A 15,958-nucleotide genomic window follows, 5' to 3' on the forward strand; every position below is an offset into this window, starting at 1 on the left:
TCAGGCTCCTTTCAGGCCGCGACGAGGTATGAGAAGACCGATTCGAGGGACTCGTCCGAGGGCGAGACCGTCAGGAGACGGATCCCCCGCTCGCGCGCGACCTTCGGCAGCAGCTCCGTGAACCGTCCGAAGTCCACCGCCTGCACGCGCAGTCCGCCCTCGCCGTGGTCGACCTCGATGCCGGCCGTGGACGGGTCGGCGATCAGCGCGGCGGCGAGCGCCCGGTCGTCGCTGGAGCGGACGAGGTAGCGGTGGGGCCGGTCCGTCATCAGCCGGCGGATCTTGCGGAAGTCACCGGAGGCCGCGTGGCGCCCGGCCACGATCACCTCGATGTGGGAGGCGAGCTGCTCGACCTCCTCCAGGATGTGCGAGGAGAACAGGACCGTGCGGCCGTCCGCGCCCATCCGCCGCAGCAGATCCATCAACTGCATGCGCTGGCGCGGGTCCATGCCGTTGAACGGCTCGTCGAGCAGGAGCACGGACGGCTCGTGGACGAGGGCCGAGGCCATCTTCACGCGCTGCCGCATGCCCTTGCTGTACGTGGAGATCTTGCGGTCCTGGGCGTACTCCATCTCGACCGTGCCCAGGGCCCGCTGGGCCTCCTTGGCGCCGAGGCCCTGCAACTCCGCGTTGGCCAGGACGAACTCGCGGCCCGTGAGGAAGTCGTACATCGCCTCCCGCTCGGGCACGACGCCGATCTCGCGGTAGACCGACTCGCTTCCCCAGATCGTCTGCCCGTCGAGGGTGACGGAGCCGGTGGAGGGGTCGAGGAAGCCGCCCATCATGTTGATCAGGGTGGACTTCCCGGCGCCGTTGGGCCCGAGGAGGCCGGTGACGCCCGGGCCCACCGTCATCGTGACGTCGTTCACGGCCACGACGTTCCCGAACCAGCGGGAGGCGTGGTCGATGTGGAGCGTGGTCACAGCCCGACCTTTCGGTAGCGGCGCATCAGGATGCCGTACGAGCCGGCGATCAGCGCGAGGACGACCAGCAGATAGACCGCGCCGACACCGGCGCCCGGGCCTCCGAGCTCGGGGAACATGGGCGGTGCGCCCAGGAAGGCGGTCTGCACGCCGTCGATGAGGGTGATCGGCGAGAACAGACCGAGCCAGTCGATGGCGCCCGTGTTCTCCGTGGCGTAGGCGATGCCCATGAGCGTCGAGACCGCGCCGTACGAGATGGTCAGGACGCCGATCACGGCGGCGACGCCGAAGCCGCGGCGCGGGGTGAGAGCCGCCATGACGAGGCCGATGCCACCGAAGAGCAGCGAGAGCAGCGCCACGGAGACGAGCCCCTGGCCGAACATCTTGGTCTGCTCGGCGAAGTCCATCTTGGCGAGCATCGAGCCGACCCACATGATCAGCAGCGGCACGGCCGTGAGGATGAAGAGGGCCGACGCCATCGCGCCGTACTTGGCGAGGACGTAGTCCGCGCGCTCGATCGGGCGGGAGAAGTACAGCGGCACGGTCCTGAACCGCAGGTCGCGGGAGACCGACTGCGGGGCCTGCGAGGCCAGGTAGATGCCGATGACGACCTGGAGGAAGATCGCGTACTGCGTGTACTCGATCGTCAGCTTGGACTGCTTGGTGAAGACGGCGATCGCGACGAAGATCAGCGCCGGGACGCACATCACGCCGAAGAGCAGCATCGGCAGCACCTTGGACTTGGCGCTGCGGCCCAGGCCGTACGCGCCGCGCAACGACTGCGAGAACAGCGACCTGCGCGCGTACGCCCGGCCGAGGCGCGGGCCGTCGTACGACCGGTAGCCGATGTTGTGGATCTGCGTCGTGTCGGGAGCGGCCTGGGAGGGCTGGGGGGTCTGGGTGCTCATCGGGCCGGCACCTCCTCGTGCTGCGGGGACGCCTCGGGCCGGAAGACCTCGGCGATGTGATGGCGGCGCTGCTCCATGCGGACGAGACCGAGGCCGAGGTCGGCGACGGTGTCCCGCACGAGGTCGTACGTCTCCTCGCCCTGCGCCTCCAGGAGCAGGATGTGGCCGGCGCCGGGCAGGCCGTCCTCCACGCCCGCGTGGAGGGTGATCCCCGCGGCGGCGAGCGCCGCGCGGAGCGACGACGTGCCGTCGGGGTGGGCGTCGGAGTCGGTGACCTCGACCGCGAGGGTCGTGGTCGTCCGGGTGAAGTCGCTGGTGGAGCTGGAGCGCAGCAGCTTCCCGCCGTCGATGACGACGACGTGGTCGCAGGTCCGCTCCAGCTCGCCGAGGAGGTGCGAGGTGACGAGGACGGAGATGCCGAAGTCGGTCCAGACCCGGCGGATCAGTCCCAGCATCTCGTCCCGGCCGACCGGGTCCAGACCGTTGGTCGGCTCGTCGAGGAGGACCAGCTTCGGGTCGTGGACCAGGGCCTGGGCGAGCTTCACCCGCTGTTTCATACCGGTCGAGTAGCCGCCCATGGGGCGGTACCTCTCCTCGTACAGGCCCACGTGCCGCAGGGTGTCGGCGGTCCGCTCGCGGGCGGCGGTCGGGGGCAGCCCGGACATGCGCGCCATGTGGACGACGAACTCGGTGGCCGAGACGTCGGGGGGCAGGCAGTCGTGCTCGGGCATGTATCCCACGCGCTCACGGATCCGGGCGCCGTCCGTCCGGACGTCGAGGCCCAGGACCTCGGCGCGGCCCTCCGTGGCGGGGGAGAGTCCGAGCAGGATCTTGATCATGGTGGACTTGCCGGCTCCATTGGCACCCACGAGTCCGGTCACACCGGGTCCGATGTCCAGGGAGAGCCGGTCAAGAGCGGTCACCCGGGGGAACCGCTTGCTGAGGCTTTCGGTCGCGATCACAGTCACGCTTCGACGGTAGTGGTGTGCGCCACAGCGGTCGTCAGCCCAACGGCTCGATCCTTGTCCGACTACAGGAGTACAAAGCCAGTAGGGGGGTCGAGACGAAAGTCTTTTTCCACAGGCAGGCCGCCGGACTTTTCCACAGCCTCGTGTCCGACCCCTTGACGTAGCCGCCAGGCATTGTCACATTCATCGATGTCACGTTACGAACGCGTAGCGCGACCGGATGCTCACACGGGACGGCGGGTGGCATGGCCTCAGCAGTGACTGGCGAACTCTCCGCGGAGTTGCGGGGGTTCAGGGAAGTACAGCGACTCTCCTACGCATGCGCGGAGGCCGTCGCGGCGCAGCTCAAGCCGGGCGTGACCGAGCGCGAGGCCGCGCGGATGCAGCGCGAGTGGCTGTACGAGCGGGGGGTGCGGGACTGGTTCCACCGGCCGTTCGCCTGGTTCGGGGACCGCACGGCCTTCGTGGACTTCAGGGTGCCGCTGCAGTTCTTCCCGACGAACCGGCGGCTCGAAGCGGGCATGCCCTTCATCCTCGACATGGCCCCCGTCCACAAGGGGTACACCGCCGACATCGGCTACAGCGGCTGTCTGGGCCTCAACCCCCTGCACGACAAGCTGCTCGCCGACCTCGAGGACCATCGTGAGCTGATCCTGCGCGAGGTGCGCGAGCGCCGCACGCTCCGCGAGATCTACCAGGACGTGGACCGGCTCATGGTCCGCCAGGGATACGCCAACCGGCACCGGGCCTATCCCTTCGGCGTCATCGCCCACAAGATCGACCGGGTGAAGGAGCGCCGCTGGTCCCCGACGCTCTTCGGCTTCGGCACCCAGGCTCTCAAGGGCCTCGCGAGCGACGCCCTGCACGGCCACCGGGACGGCTGGTCGCCGCTCTGGTCGCCCTACACGTTCTCCGACCACCCGCCGAGGCCCGGCCTGTGGGCGGTCGAGCCGCACCTCGGATTCCGGGGGACGGGCGCGAAGTTCGAGGAGATCCTGGTCGTCACCGACTCCCGGGACCCCGAGCAGAGCGCGTTCTGGCTGGACGACGATCTGCCGCACGTGCGGCGCTGGAACGAGGGGGCGGCCTGATGGCGGGGCACGACGGAACGACGACGACAGGATCCAAGGGGCTCGTGGGACTCAAGGGACTCGCGGGGCTCAAGGGGGCGCGGGAGCGCTGGGTCCGTACGGGCGGGATCGAGCTGTGCGTCGCCGAACTCGGTGAGACGGGCCGGCCGACCGTCCTTCTCGTCCACGGCTACCCGGACTCCAAGGAGGTGTGGTCGGAGGTCGCGACCCGGCTCGCCGAGGACTTCCACGTGGTCCTTTACGACGTCCGGGGCCACGGCCGCTCGACGGCGCCGGCCCCGCTGCGCGGCGGCTTCACCCTGGAGAAGCTGACCGACGACTTCCTCGCGGTCGCCGACGCCGTCAGCCCGGACCGGCCGGTGCACCTCGTCGGCCACGACTGGGGTTCGGTGCAGTCCTGGGAGTTCGTGACCGTCCCCCGCACCGAGGGCCGGATCGCCTCCTTCACCTCGATGTCGGGGCCCTCCCTCGACCACTTCGGGCACTGGATCAAGCAGCGGATGGCCCGGCCGACCCCGCGCCGGGTCGGCCAGCTCCTCGGCCAGGGCGCCAAGTCCTGGTACGTGTACATGCTGCACACCCCCGTCCTTCCCGAGCTCGCCTGGCGGGGGCCGCTCGGCAGGCGCTGGCCGAAGATCCTGGAGCGGATCGAGAAGGTCCCGGCCGGTGACTACCCGACGCCCTCACTGCCGAGCGACGCGGCCCACGGCGCCTGGCTCTACCGGGACAACGTCCGCGCCCGGCTCCGCAGGCCGCGCCCCGACGCGTTCGCGCACGCGCCCGTGCAGCTGATCACGCCGACCGGTGACGCCTTCCTCTCCGAGCGGCTCTACGACGACCTGGGGACCTGGGTGCCGGACCTGACCCGGCGCACGCTGCCCGCGAAGCACTGGGTGCCGCGGACCCGGCCGGACCAGCTGTCCGCGTGGATCGGCTCGTTCGTCCGGGCCAACGAGGAACCGGCGGCCAAGGCGCCGGGGGCCCATTGGCCGGCCGCCGCGACGGCGGCGAAGAGCGGGGTGAGGCCGGAGTACGTGGAGCGGTTCGGCGGACAGCTGGTCCTGGTGACCGGCGCGGCCAGCGGCATCGGGCGGGCCACCGCGTTCGCCTTCGCCGAGGCCGGTGCGCGGGTCGTGGCCGTGGACCGGGACAGCGAGGGCGCGGTCCGCACGGCCGAGATGGCCCGGCTGATCGGCGCCCCCGAGGCCTGGGGCGAGACCGTCGACGTCGCCGACGAGCAGGCGATGGAGAAGCTGGCGGCCAAGGTGGCGAGCGAGTACGGGATCGTCGACGTCCTCGTCAACAACGCGGGCATCGGGCTCGCCGGCTCCTTCTTCGACACGACGAGCGAGGAGTGGAAGCGGCTCCTCGACGTCAACCTGTGGGGCGTGATCCACGGGTGCCGGATCTTCGGCGCGCAGATGACCGCGCGCGGTCAGGGCGGCCACATCGTGAACACCGCGTCCGCCGCGGCGTTCCAGCCCTCCCGGGCCCTGCCCGCGTACAGCACGTCGAAGGCGGCGGTGCTCATGCTCAGCGAGTGCCTGCGCGCGGAGCTGGCCGACCAGGGCATCGGGGTGTCCGCGATATGCCCCGGCATCGTCAACACCAACATCACGGCGACGACGCGGTTCGCGGGAGTCGCGGACGAGGCGGAGGAGAAACGGCGCCAGAAGAACGCGTCACGGCTGTACGGCCTGCGGAACTACCCGCCGGAGAAGGTCGCGGACGCGATCCTGGGGGCGGTCCTGCACGACCGTGCGGTGGTGCCGGTGACGCCCGAGGCCCGGGGTGTCCGCCTCCTGTCCCGGCTGAGCCCGGGAGCGCTGCGCGCCTTCGCACGCTGGCAGCCGCCGGCGTAGGGAGCGGGCAGGCAGGGGTGGCGGGCAGGTCGGCGGTCGTACGATCCCTGTCTGGAGGGGCCCCGGTGACGGGGTGGAGCGAGCGGTCGGTGGGAGCGGTTTTGTCCGAGCAGTCAGCACAGCCGGAGTACCGGATCGAGGACCTCGCCCATCACAGCGGGGCCACCGTCCGGACGATCCGCGCCTATCAGGACCGCGGTCTGCTGCCCCGTCCGGAGCGGCGGGGCAGGTCGAACGTGTACGGGGACGCGCACCTCGCGCGGCTCCGGCAGATCGCCGACCTCCTCGACCGGGGCTACACCCTGGCCTCGATCAAGGAGCTCCTGGAGGCCTGGGACACCGGCCGGGGCCTCGGCGGGGTGCTCGGTCTGGTCGCGGAGGTCCACGGGCCGTGGACGGACGAGGAGGCGGCCCGGATCTCGCGCGCCGAACTGGACGCCCGCTTCGGCGGCACGCCGGACGAGGACGCCATCCGGGAGGCCGTCGAGCTCGGCGTACTGGAGCGGATACCGGACCGGGAGACGGAGGAGTACCTCGTACCCAGCCCACAGGAGCTTGCCGTTGCGGTGGAGTTGTACGCGGCGGGGGTGCCGCTCGTGGCGATCACCGGTCATCTGAGGGAACTTCGCGATCAGGTGGAGCACATCGCCTCCCGTTTCCTGGAGTTCACGACCGAGCACGTCTTCGCCCGCTATCTGGAGCACCGGCCGCCGACGGACGCGGACGCGACCGAGGCGGCGACGATGGTGCGACGGCTCCGGCCACTCGCCCAGCAGACCGTGGACGCCGAACTGGCACGTGCCATGCAAGTGTTGGCGACCCGGCATCTCCAGCTCCACCTGTCGCCGGACGCGCCACCGGTGCGGGATGACGAGCCGCGCCCGGTGGCGCTTCCGGCCGGGACCATACGGGCGGTTCAGGATCTTGTCGGGCAGGAGGGGGTCGCGGCCTTCGTAGCCGCCGCCGCCGAACGAGAGGTACACAAGCGAACATTGGACGCTCTTACCGCAAGTCGCCCTGTTGTGGATTAAGTTGCTCAATTGGCCTGTAGTCACAGACCTGTTGTCCACAGAATTCGCAACCAGCCTGTGGATAACTCACTTTGGCTGTGGACCAAACCTGCCCGCCGCAAATCAATGGTCGGGCGGACCCGGCTCCGGCATCCTGAGGGAATGACCCGTCAACAACCGTCGGACGAGCGCCGCACGGTGAAAGTCTCGAAGTACCTCTCCAAGCATCTGCGCCACCAGCCCGAGCGCATCGGACTCGTTCTCGACGCCCAGGGCTGGACCGAGATCGACGCGCTGCTCGACGCCACCGCGCGGAGCGGCTTCCCGATCACCCGCGAGGAACTCGACCACGTCGTCGCGACCAACGACAAGAAGCGGTTCGCGATCGAGGGCACCCGCATCCGCGCCAGCCAGGGCCACACCGTCGAGGTGGACCTGGACCTGCCGGCCGCCGAACCGCCCGCGTACCTCTACCACGGCACGGTCGCGGCCGTGCTCCCCGCGATCCGGGCGGAGGGGCTGCGCCCCATGGCCCGCCACCATGTGCACCTCTCCCCCGACCGGGAGACCGCGACCCGGGTCGGCGCCCGCCGCGGGCGGCCGGTCGTGCTCGCCGTCGACGCCGGCGCCATGCACCGGGCCGGACACGTCTTCCACGTCAGCGCCAACGGGGTCTGGCTGTCCGACGCCGTCCCACCGGAGTTCCTGCGCTTCCCGGGGGCGTGATCGAAGGGCCTGGTCCGACGAGCCGGTCACGCGGGCGCCGACAGCTATACTCGCGGCCGCATTCGACACGGTGAGAGGAAACCCAGGTGGCGGCTCCGACTGCGCTGAACTCGGTGATCGACGGCAAGGAGACCGCCGGGGACGGCGTCACCTACACCTCACGGAACCCGGCGCTCCTGAGCGACGTCGTCACCGAGGTCCGGCTGGCCGACGCGGACACGTTCCAGGACGCCTGCGCGGCGGCGCGCGAGGCACAGCGCGACTGGGCACGGGTGCCGGCCCCGGTGCGCGGGCAGGTCGTCGGGGCCTTCGGGCGCCTGGTGCAGGAGAACAAGGAGGCCCTCGCCCGGCTGGTCACCCGCGAGGTGGGCAAGACGTACGCCGAGGCGCTGGGCGAGGTCCAGGAGATCATCGACACCTGCGAGTTCTTCCTCGGCGAGGGCAGGCGGCTGTACGGGCACACGGTGCCGTCGGAGATGCCCGACAAGCAGCTCTTCACCTTCCGGATGCCAGTCGGCGTGGCGGTCATCGTGACGGCGGGCAACTTCCCCGTGGCGGTGCCCTCGTGGTACCTGGCCCCGGCCCTGCTGTGCGGCAACGCGGTCGTGTGGAAGCCCGCCGAGTACGCGGCGGCGACCGCCCGCGCCCTGGCCGAACTCGCGTGGCGGGCGGGCGTGCCCGCCGGGGTCCTCAACCTGGTCTTCGCCGACGGCGAGACGACGTTCGAGGGTCTGGACGCGGCGCTGGGCCGCGGTCTGGTGGACAAGGTCGGCTTCACGGGCTCGACGCTCGTCGGCCGGCGGATCGGTGAGCTGTGCGGCCGGCACCTGCAGACGCCGTGCCTGGAGCTCGGCGGCAAGAACCCGATGGTCGTCGCGCCCGACGCGGACCTCGACCTGGCCGTGCAGGCCGCGCTGTTCTCCGGCTACGGCACGGCGGGCCAGCGCTGCACCTCGCTGGGCACGGTCATCGCGCACGAGGACGTGCGCGACGAGTTCGTGCGCCGCTTCACCGAGGCGGTACGGACCGCGCCGGTGGGCGAGCCGTCCGAGGGCGTCGTCTACGGCCCGCTGCTCGACGAGAAGTTCGCCCGCTCCTACGAGACCGCCCTGAGCTGGATCGACGAGCACCACACGGTCCTCGGTTCGACCGCGGTCGGCAGGATCACCGCCGAGTCGCCCCGGGAGGGCTTCGTCGGTGATCCGTCGGACGGCCTGTACTACCACCCGGTGCTCGTGGACGGGGTCCGCCCCACGGACCGGATCTTCCTTGAGGAGACCTTCGGGCCGATCGTCGGGGTGACTACGTACCGGACGATCGACGAGGCGATCGAGCTCGCCAACACCCCGGGTTACGGGCTCTCCGCAGCCGTCTGGACCAGCGACCCGGCCACCGCGTTCCGCTTCCGGCAGGGCGTCGGCGCCGGAATGATCAGCGTCAACAACTCCACCTCGGGCGCGGAGGCCCACCTGCCGTTCGGCGGCAACGGCAAGTCCGGCAACGGCAGCCGCCAGTCCGGTGTGTGGGTCCTCGACCAGTTCACCCGCTGGCAGTCGATGAACTGGGACTTCTCCGGCTCGCTGCAGAAGGCCCAGATGGACGTGGCGACCGTCGAAGCCGACCTGACCTACCGGCTGCCCGCGGCTTGGACCGACGGCACCCGATAGACACCGAGCCGAGGGCGCCGACGGCGGTGGTCGTACCACCTCCGTCGGCGCCCTCGGCAGTGACGCCTTCTCAGGACCGGTCGTCCGCCCACCTGCGCTGGACGACCGTCTGGGCGTGGCCCACCGTCCACTCGGGCAGGGCCGCCAGGGCCCGCTTCGCGTCCTCCCCGGTCTGCAGGAAGACCTGGTCGACCTGGATCTCGACGGGACCCGAGCGGGTCACGGTCACCGTGTGGCCGTCGAAGCGGCCGACGACGTCGATCACCGCCTCGCCGCCGTCGAAGGGCCGGCCGCCGACGGAGAGGCCGGGGCCCGTCACCGTGATCCTGATCAGCTCCGCGCGGTTCGCGCCGAGGGTGATCCGGACGGGAGCGGTCGTACCGGCGGTGGCGAAGGAGACGGTGCCCTCCGGTATGGACACCTTCCGCGCGGTGAGCGCGCCGTCGTGGGCCCGCAGCCCGGTGTCGCGGGCGACCTGGTCGACGACGCCCAGCTTCTGCGGCGTGAGGTAGTCGCGGCCCTCCAGCACGATCCGCGCGTCCTCGGCGTCGGTCTGCTCCTGGAACAGCTCCACCAGCTTCGGGTGCGCACTGTCGTACGGCGAGGTGAGGCCGACGACGAGCAGTCCGCAGACGGTGTACGCCGCCAGGACGAGGCCGGTCCGGCGCGGCGGCCGCCCCGCGTACACGGCGAACGGCGCGAGGATCAGCGCCAGCGGTACGGCGACCAGGACGGACGCCACGGCGAGGGCCGCGTCCAGGGGGATGGCGGTCGGCAGCCGGCCCATCATCGGGACCGCGAGCTCGAACAGGTTCCGGGTGAACTGTGCGATCAGCACGAACGACACGAACGCGCTCACCACCAGCGGGACCGCCCGCCAGCGGCCCGGCAGCACCAGGAAGCCGGTGATCGACACGACGAGCAGGGCCGAGGCGATCCACAGCAGGTAGCCGGGTCCGATGCCGAGCCAGGCGGTGACCGCCCCGAGCAGGGCGACCGCCCAGGCGTTGCCGAGGAGCGCGGTACGGGCCGCAGGCCGCCGGGGGGCGCCGTCCGGGGCGCGGCGGCGGCGCCTGCGTTCGAGGAGCAGCTGGGGGGCGAGCGCGCCGAGGACGACGAGGGGCAGCGTCACCGCGTGGACCAGCCACGGGTGCGCGAACCAGGAGTGCGGGCCGGCCAGGGACTGGGCCGCGCCGAGCGCGACGCCCGTGACCACGGCCGCGGGGAGACCGAGGAGCGCGGCGCCCGCGGTGGCGGCCACCCGGCCGGTCCTGAGGTCCCAGACCCGGCAGGCCCGCCAGGTCAGCGCGGCCAGGGCGAGCAGCAGCCCGAGCGTGCCGATCCTCATCTGGAGCGGGTCGAGGGTCACCCAGCCGCGCGACAGCACGTCGAAGTAGTAGGGGGCGGGCTTCCGTTCGCCGAGGTCGGCGGTCCCGGCCACGTCGGTGGCGAACCGGACGGTCATGTCGGTGACCGCCTGCGCCGATCCGGAGCCGATGCCGACGACCCGGTCGTTCGGCGTGTGGTAGCGGTAGCCGTCCTCGAAGAGGGCGTAGTCGAGGCCCGACCAGCCCTGGGCGCGCCACACCCGGCTGTCGGTGTCGGAGTTGATGAGGCCCGCCTGGAACAGCCACTGGCCGAGGACGGAACCGTAGGGCCGTTCGGTGTTGCCCGCCAGCTCGATCAGCCGGCCGTCGTCCTCGCCCGCCTGGAACAGGATGGGCAGTCCGCCGGAGCCGACAGCCTCCAGGTTCAGGAACCAGCGGACGTCCGCCGCCCACGGGTGCCGGGTGAAGGCGTCGGCCCCGGTGAGGCCGACCTCCTCGCCGCCGTTGAACAGGTAGATGACCGTACGGTGGTGGTCCTGGCCTGCCAGCTGCCGTGCGGCCTGGATCAGCGCGCCGACGTTGACGCCGTCGTCGGCGGCGCCCGGGCCCTCCATCGCGGAGTCGACGTGGACGTTCACCAGGAGGGCGTCGTCGGAGTCGCCGGGCTGGCGGGCGATCACGTTCTCGACGCTGTAGTCGACGGCGCGGTCGTGGAAGCGGTACGAGCCCGAGGCACGCTGCCGTTCCACCTCCAGGCCGGGGACCGCCTTCAGTTCGCCGGCGACGATGTCCAGCGCCTCGGCGACCTGCGGGCTCGCCGCGACGTGCGGGCCGAGGTCCTCAAGGCGCTGGGTGGTGGCGAGGGCGGCGCGGCCGGCCTCCCCGTCGGGCGCCGGGCGGGTCGCCCAGTGCGCGAGCCCGAAGGCGACGACCAGGAGCAGGCCCAGGACGGCCCAGGTGGCGGCGAACCGGCCCGGACCGGGCCGGCCCGCGACACCCACGCGGCGCGGGGTTTCACGTGAAACATCGTCGCGACCGGACCGCGCGGTGTCGACTCCGGCCCGTACGGACCGCGCGTCGGCCCCGTCCCGTACGCCCTCGTCCGCCCCGGACTCGTCCGCCCCGGACTTCAGTGCGCTCACCGCCGTGCCTGCTCCTTCGGTCATGACCCGGCGCCCCTGATCTCCCGCAACCACGCTCGCAGTTCACGCTCGACCGTCTCCGGGTGTTCGAGGGTGAGGGCGTGCGCCGCGTCCGGGACCCGTACCAGCGAGGCCCCCGGAGCGGTCTTCTCGATCTCCTCCGCCGTGGCCCGCATGCCGGCGGTGTCCGCGTCCCCGACGAGGACCCGGACCGGGCAGCCGAGCTCCGCGAGGCGTCCGGCGGCGGGCTCCGCCTTCACGAAGTCCGGGGTGTCCTTCTGCTGCGTGTAGTTGAGCCGCAGCATGTCGGCGACCGTCTCGCGTACGGCGGCGCGCTCGGCCGCCGGCTCACGGCCGGGGCCGTCGACGAACAGCCGTACCTCGTGCGCGATCAGCTCCTCGACCGCCCGGTCGGTGTCGGCCGGCTCGGCGGCGTCCCAGGCCTCCTCGGCCGCGTCGACCGCGTCGAGCAGCGGGCGCTCGTCGTCCGCGACCGGCCCGTCGAAGCCCGAGACGTCGGGCGCGAGCAGGAAGAGCCCGCTGACCCGCTCCGGGTGGGCGAGCGCGAAGTCGATCGCGAGCCGCGCGCCCCGGGACTCCCCCACCAGGACGGCGGACTTCAGTCCGTAGGCGTCCAGGACGCTCGCGAGGTCGTCGAGGTCGGAGAACTCGCCGTCGAGCGTCGTCGTGGACCGGCCGAAGCAGCGGCAGTCGTAGGCGACGCCGAACACCTCGTCGTCGAGGGCCCGCAGCAGCGGGGACCACATCTCCCCGTGGGCGATGCCGGAGTGGACCATGACGGCGGCGGGGGCGGCCGCCGCACCACTGCCGGCGGTCCAGAGCTCTCCACCGGGGACGGTGATCCTGCGCGTTTCCATGTTCATCCTTCCAGTGACTGCAGAGTGCGGCCGGTCGACCGCACATGGCAGCCGATCACGAATGCGGCGACTTCCTCGGCATGACTCAGCAGATACATGTGTCCGCCCTGCCACATCCGGGTCGGGCAGCCGTACACGGACTGCGCCGCCCAGGCCGTGAGTCCTTCGGCGGGCACCCCGGGGTCGTCGGTGCCTCCCAGGGCGAACACCCTGGCCGAGAGCTGCTCGCCGTCCCGGTACCGGTAGCCCATCGCCATCCGGTAGTCGGCCCGCAGGCCGGGCATGACGAGTTCGAGCAGATCCGGCTGCTCGAAGAACTCCGGCGGGGCCACACCGTGCGAACGGAGGTTGGAGAGGATCTCCGCGTCCGTCGGCGCGAGCCGGTCGGGCAGCACCTGCGGCGCCGGCATCCCGGAGACGACCAGGCAGTTCACCGGGTCCGCCCGCCGCTGGAGCCTGCGGGCCACCTCGAACGCGACGAGCGAGCCGAAGCTGTGCCCGAACAGGCTGGTCGGCCGTCCGTCCGCGCCGAGTTCGTCGGTGAGGGTGGCGACGAGCAGCTCCATGTCCTCCACGGGCGCTTCGAGCATCCGCTGCTCGCGCGCGGGCAGGTCGGGGGCCCACAGCTCCACGTCGGAGGGGAGCCACGCGGTCCAGCTCTCGTAGATCGTCCCGTTGCCTCCCGCGTACGGCAGGCAGACGATCCGGCTGCTTCCGTCACCGGCGCTGAGCCTTCTGAGGAGAGTCATGACGGCCGATCAGCCCCGCACGCAGCGCGGACGCATGTCGGTCCACACCGTCTCGATGTGGTCGAGGCACTCGTCCTTGGTGCCGGAAGGGCCGTCGGCCTCCCAGCCGGCCGGCAGCTCGCGGTCGCTCCGCCAGATCGAGTACTGCTCCTCGTCGTTGACCACGACGACGTACTCGGGCTCCACGGTGGTCACAGTCATCGCACTACCTCTTGGGGTGTCAGGGTCGGGAGAAGGGGGGTCGCGGGGGCCGCCGTCGGGAGCCGGCGGCTGAAGAGGCCGAAGGCGACGCTGATCGCGATGCAGGAGACCGCGATCACGGCCAGGGTCAGGGAGCCGGAGGTCGCTTCGAGGGCGAGACCGGCCACCAGCACGGACAGGGGTTTCAGGCTGAACGCGGCGACCTGCGCCGTCGTCGTCACCCGGCCGAGGAGCTCGTCCGGGGTGAGCCGGGCGCGCAGGGTGCTGTAGAGGATCGCGGAGAGCGACTCCCCGCCGCCCGCGAGCAGGACGACGCCGAGGGCCAGCGGCAGCGACGCGGTGACGCTCAGGACGAGCAGGCCGACGCTGCCGAGGACCGTCCCCGCGCACATGACGGCGACGGAGGCCTCCTTGATCCGCGAGGCGAGCACCGCGCCGGCGATCGCCCCGACGGCGTAGACCGCGATGATCGACCCCAGCACGCCGGGCGACCAGCCGAGGTCCTCACGGATGAAGTACGTGGCACAGATGATGATCGGCGCGGTGAAGAAGGTGATCGCCGCCCAGTAGAGCAGCGCCGCCCGCAGCAGCCGGTGCCCGGCGATGAACCGGAAACCCTCCAGGACCTGCCGGCGCATCGGGGCCGGCGGGTGCTCCCGCGCGGTCTGGAGCGGGCGGCGGATCAGCATCAGGGAGACCGCCGACACCGCGAACGTCAGCGCGTCGACCCCGAGAGTGCCCGCCCCGCCGATGCCCGTCACCAGGACACCGGCGAGCGCGGGACCCGCGATGTAGCCGAGCGCGTTGCCGATCGAGAGCAGCGAGTTGGCCTCGCCGAGCCGGTCCCGGCCGACGAGCGACGGGACACAGGACAGGCAGGCCGCCTCGAACACGGCGTACAGCACACCGACCGGCACGGCGATCGCGTACAGCACCGGCAGCATCGGCAGGTCGAACAGCGCGGCGAGTGGCACCGCGGCGACCAGCACGGCACGCCCGACGTCCGACCAGAGCATCATCCGCCGCCGGTCGAAGCGGTCGGCCCAGGCGCCCGCGGCGACGCCGAGCAGCATCATGGGCAGCGCCGTCAGCATGGCGATGAGGCCCATGTGCAGTCCGGAGCCGGTGAGGGCAAGGACGAGGAGCGGCAGGGCGGTCTTGCTCAGCGCGTCGCCGAGTGCGGAGGCGCCCTGACCGCCGGCGAACAGGAGGAAGTCGCGGTCCCGCAGCAGATTCGGGCCGGCGGGGACGGCCGTGCTCGCTGCCGCGCCGGAGGCCGTACTCGCTCCTGTGCCGGAGGCCGTACTCGCTGCCGCGCCGGAGGCCGTACTCGCTCCCGTGCCGGAGGCCGTACTCGCTGCCATGCCGACGTCCGTGCTCACGGCCGTGCCCGCTGGGGGTGTGCTCGCTGGTGTGCTCACCGTCAGGCCCAGTCGTCCCAGTCCTTGGCGCCGGTCACGTTGCGCAGACCGCCCTGGGACTTGAAGTACATCTGGGCCAGGTAACGCTCGGGGATGCAGGTCAGCCACCCGAGGGCGTTGTCCTCGCCGACGATCTGGTGGCTGTACGAGATCGAGGTGTCCATGGCCTCGATGGCGTGCCAGTAGCCGCTGGGGACGTACAGCGTCTCGCCCGGGTGCAGGACGGTCTCCTCCACGACCACGTCCTTGAAGCGCGGGTGGCGCGTCAGGTCGGGGCGGCGGTAGTCGACCTGCGCCATGCCGAACTGGCGGCGGAACCGGCGCGGGTACAGCTTCGCGTGCTGGTCGGGGGAGACGAAGTAGCAGCGCTTGCGGCCGACGACCTGGCTCAGGTAGGCCGCGGTCTGCATGCCGTCGCTGTGGAACGGCGTGACGGTGCCCTTGCTGCCGACGAACATCACGGCCGCGACCCGCGAGGACACGGTCTCGCGCGGGGCGCCCTTGCCGCCGCCGCGGTTGAGGAAGGTCTTGGCGAGGTAGAGGCCGAGGAGCTTGGCCGGGTTGACCGTGCCGGTCCGCCAGTCCGCCTTGAAGCGGATGTCGGCCCAGTTCGGCGCCAGGTCGGGGAGGTCGTAGTCGTCCGCGAGCCCCGGGAAGTGCTCGACCATGCGGTGGACGGGGTAGGCGCGCAGGTAGTACGCGCGGTTCGCGTCCGTGTTCTTCTCGATCTCGTCGAGCAGCGCGGCCAGCTTCATCCCGCGGAAGCCGCCGACGTTGCCCAGGATCAGCTCGTTGTCGAGCCGCTGGAGGTTGGCGTGGATGTCCAGGTCGCCGAAGTGCTCGCGGAAGTAGTCGAGGCTCCAGCGCTCCATGGCCGGCCAGGAGTCCATCAGGCCGGTGATGATGGCGGGCTTGCGCTTGTAGACGTACTCGCGCGTGAACTCCTCGCGGGAGGGCGCGTGGATCCGGTCGATCGCGTCGGTCTTCACCGTGGCCTCGGGGAAGATCGTGCCGGCGACGGTCGCGTCCAGTTCGGCCTGGTCGATGGTCATGACGGGTCCTGTTCCTGTTCCTGTGTCCTGTG

The 15,958-nt window shown here is 71.5% G+C and carries 14 protein-coding genes; 5 read left to right on the plus strand and 9 right to left on the minus strand.

The features are described 5' to 3' along the window. Nucleotides 1-11 precede the first annotated feature (11 nt). The 3 genes from ACIRB7_RS28980 to ACIRB7_RS28990 are packed head-to-tail and all read right to left on the minus strand — an operon-like array spanning nucleotide 12 to nucleotide 2,793. Nucleotides 12-923, minus strand: a complete 912-nt coding sequence (locus ACIRB7_RS28980; RefSeq protein ID WP_403604172.1) for an ABC transporter ATP-binding protein — start codon at nucleotides 921-923, stop codon at nucleotides 12-14. Then, nucleotides 920-1,831 (minus strand): ABC transporter permease, encoded by a 912-nt coding sequence (locus tag ACIRB7_RS28985; protein WP_403604175.1) that lies wholly within the window; start codon nucleotides 1,829-1,831, stop codon nucleotides 920-922. The genes ACIRB7_RS28980 and ACIRB7_RS28985 overlap by 4 nt, the downstream gene beginning before the upstream one ends. After that, on the minus strand, nucleotides 1,828-2,793 hold the full coding sequence (locus tag ACIRB7_RS28990) for an ABC transporter ATP-binding protein (RefSeq protein WP_403604388.1): 966 nt from the start codon (nucleotides 2,791-2,793) through the stop codon (nucleotides 1,828-1,830). The genes ACIRB7_RS28985 and ACIRB7_RS28990 overlap by 4 nt, the downstream gene beginning before the upstream one ends. Nucleotides 2,794-3,044: 251 nt before the next feature. Between ACIRB7_RS28990 and ACIRB7_RS28995 the strand changes: the two genes are divergently transcribed. The 5 genes from ACIRB7_RS28995 to ACIRB7_RS29015 all read left to right on the plus strand — a co-directional run bounded on the left by ACIRB7_RS28995 (nucleotide 3,045) and on the right by ACIRB7_RS29015 (nucleotide 9,155). Continuing rightward, a complete protein-coding gene (locus ACIRB7_RS28995; protein WP_403604178.1) occupies nucleotides 3,045-3,890 on the plus strand; it encodes a M24 family metallopeptidase in 846 nt (281 codons plus the stop codon). Then, entirely contained in the window at nucleotides 3,890-5,752 is a 1,863-nt protein-coding gene (locus ACIRB7_RS29000; protein ID WP_403604181.1) for an SDR family oxidoreductase, read from the plus strand. Before ACIRB7_RS28995 ends, ACIRB7_RS29000 begins: the two co-directional genes overlap by 1 nt. A 101-nt stretch (nucleotides 5,753-5,853) precedes the next feature. Further along, on the plus strand, nucleotides 5,854-6,783 hold the full coding sequence (locus ACIRB7_RS29005; protein ID WP_403604184.1) for a MerR family transcriptional regulator: 930 nt from the start codon (nucleotides 5,854-5,856) through the stop codon (nucleotides 6,781-6,783). Between the two features lie 141 nt (nucleotides 6,784-6,924). After that, the gene (locus tag ACIRB7_RS29010) at nucleotides 6,925-7,488 is read left to right on the plus strand and encodes an RNA 2'-phosphotransferase (RefSeq protein WP_403604187.1); all 564 of its coding nucleotides are present in this window, start codon (nucleotides 6,925-6,927) and stop codon (nucleotides 7,486-7,488) included. Nucleotides 7,489-7,574: 86 nt separating this feature from the next. Next, nucleotides 7,575-9,155 (plus strand): aldehyde dehydrogenase family protein, encoded by a 1,581-nt coding sequence (locus ACIRB7_RS29015; protein WP_403604190.1) that lies wholly within the window; start codon nucleotides 7,575-7,577, stop codon nucleotides 9,153-9,155. 70 nt (nucleotides 9,156-9,225) lie between these two features. Here the strand turns inward: ACIRB7_RS29015 and ACIRB7_RS29020 are convergent, their stop codons facing one another. The 6 genes from ACIRB7_RS29020 to ACIRB7_RS29045 are packed head-to-tail and all read right to left on the minus strand — an operon-like array spanning nucleotide 9,226 to nucleotide 15,926. After that, nucleotides 9,226-11,625 (minus strand): M28 family peptidase, encoded by a 2,400-nt coding sequence (locus ACIRB7_RS29020; protein ID WP_403604193.1) that lies wholly within the window; start codon nucleotides 11,623-11,625, stop codon nucleotides 9,226-9,228. Nucleotides 11,626-11,645: 20 nt separating this feature from the next. Further along, nucleotides 11,646-12,503: an alpha/beta fold hydrolase gene (locus ACIRB7_RS29025; protein WP_403604197.1), complete on the minus strand. Its 858-nt coding sequence runs from the start codon at nucleotides 12,501-12,503 to the stop codon at nucleotides 11,646-11,648. A gap of 2 nt (nucleotides 12,504-12,505) precedes the next feature. Continuing rightward, the gene (locus ACIRB7_RS29030) at nucleotides 12,506-13,252 is read right to left on the minus strand and encodes a thioesterase II family protein (protein ID WP_403604200.1); all 747 of its coding nucleotides are present in this window, start codon (nucleotides 13,250-13,252) and stop codon (nucleotides 12,506-12,508) included. Nucleotides 13,253-13,261: 9 nt separating this feature from the next. Next, nucleotides 13,262-13,453 (minus strand): MbtH family NRPS accessory protein, encoded by a 192-nt coding sequence (locus tag ACIRB7_RS29035; RefSeq protein ID WP_351211084.1) that lies wholly within the window; start codon nucleotides 13,451-13,453, stop codon nucleotides 13,262-13,264. After that, nucleotides 13,450-14,817 carry an MFS transporter gene (locus ACIRB7_RS29040; protein ID WP_403604203.1) on the minus strand — a complete coding sequence of 456 codons (1,368 nt, stop codon included), beginning with the start codon at nucleotides 14,815-14,817 and terminating at the stop codon, nucleotides 13,450-13,452. The genes ACIRB7_RS29035 and ACIRB7_RS29040 overlap by 4 nt, the downstream gene beginning before the upstream one ends. 59 nt (nucleotides 14,818-14,876) lie before the next feature. Continuing rightward, a complete protein-coding gene (locus ACIRB7_RS29045) occupies nucleotides 14,877-15,926 on the minus strand; it encodes a cupin-like domain-containing protein (RefSeq protein ID WP_403604206.1) in 1,050 nt (349 codons plus the stop codon). Between the last annotated feature and the right edge of the window lie 32 nt (nucleotides 15,927-15,958).

The sequence above is a fragment of the Streptomyces sp. NPDC093795 genome (assembly GCF_044764665.1).
Classification (GTDB): domain Bacteria; phylum Actinomycetota; class Actinomycetes; order Streptomycetales; family Streptomycetaceae; genus Streptomyces.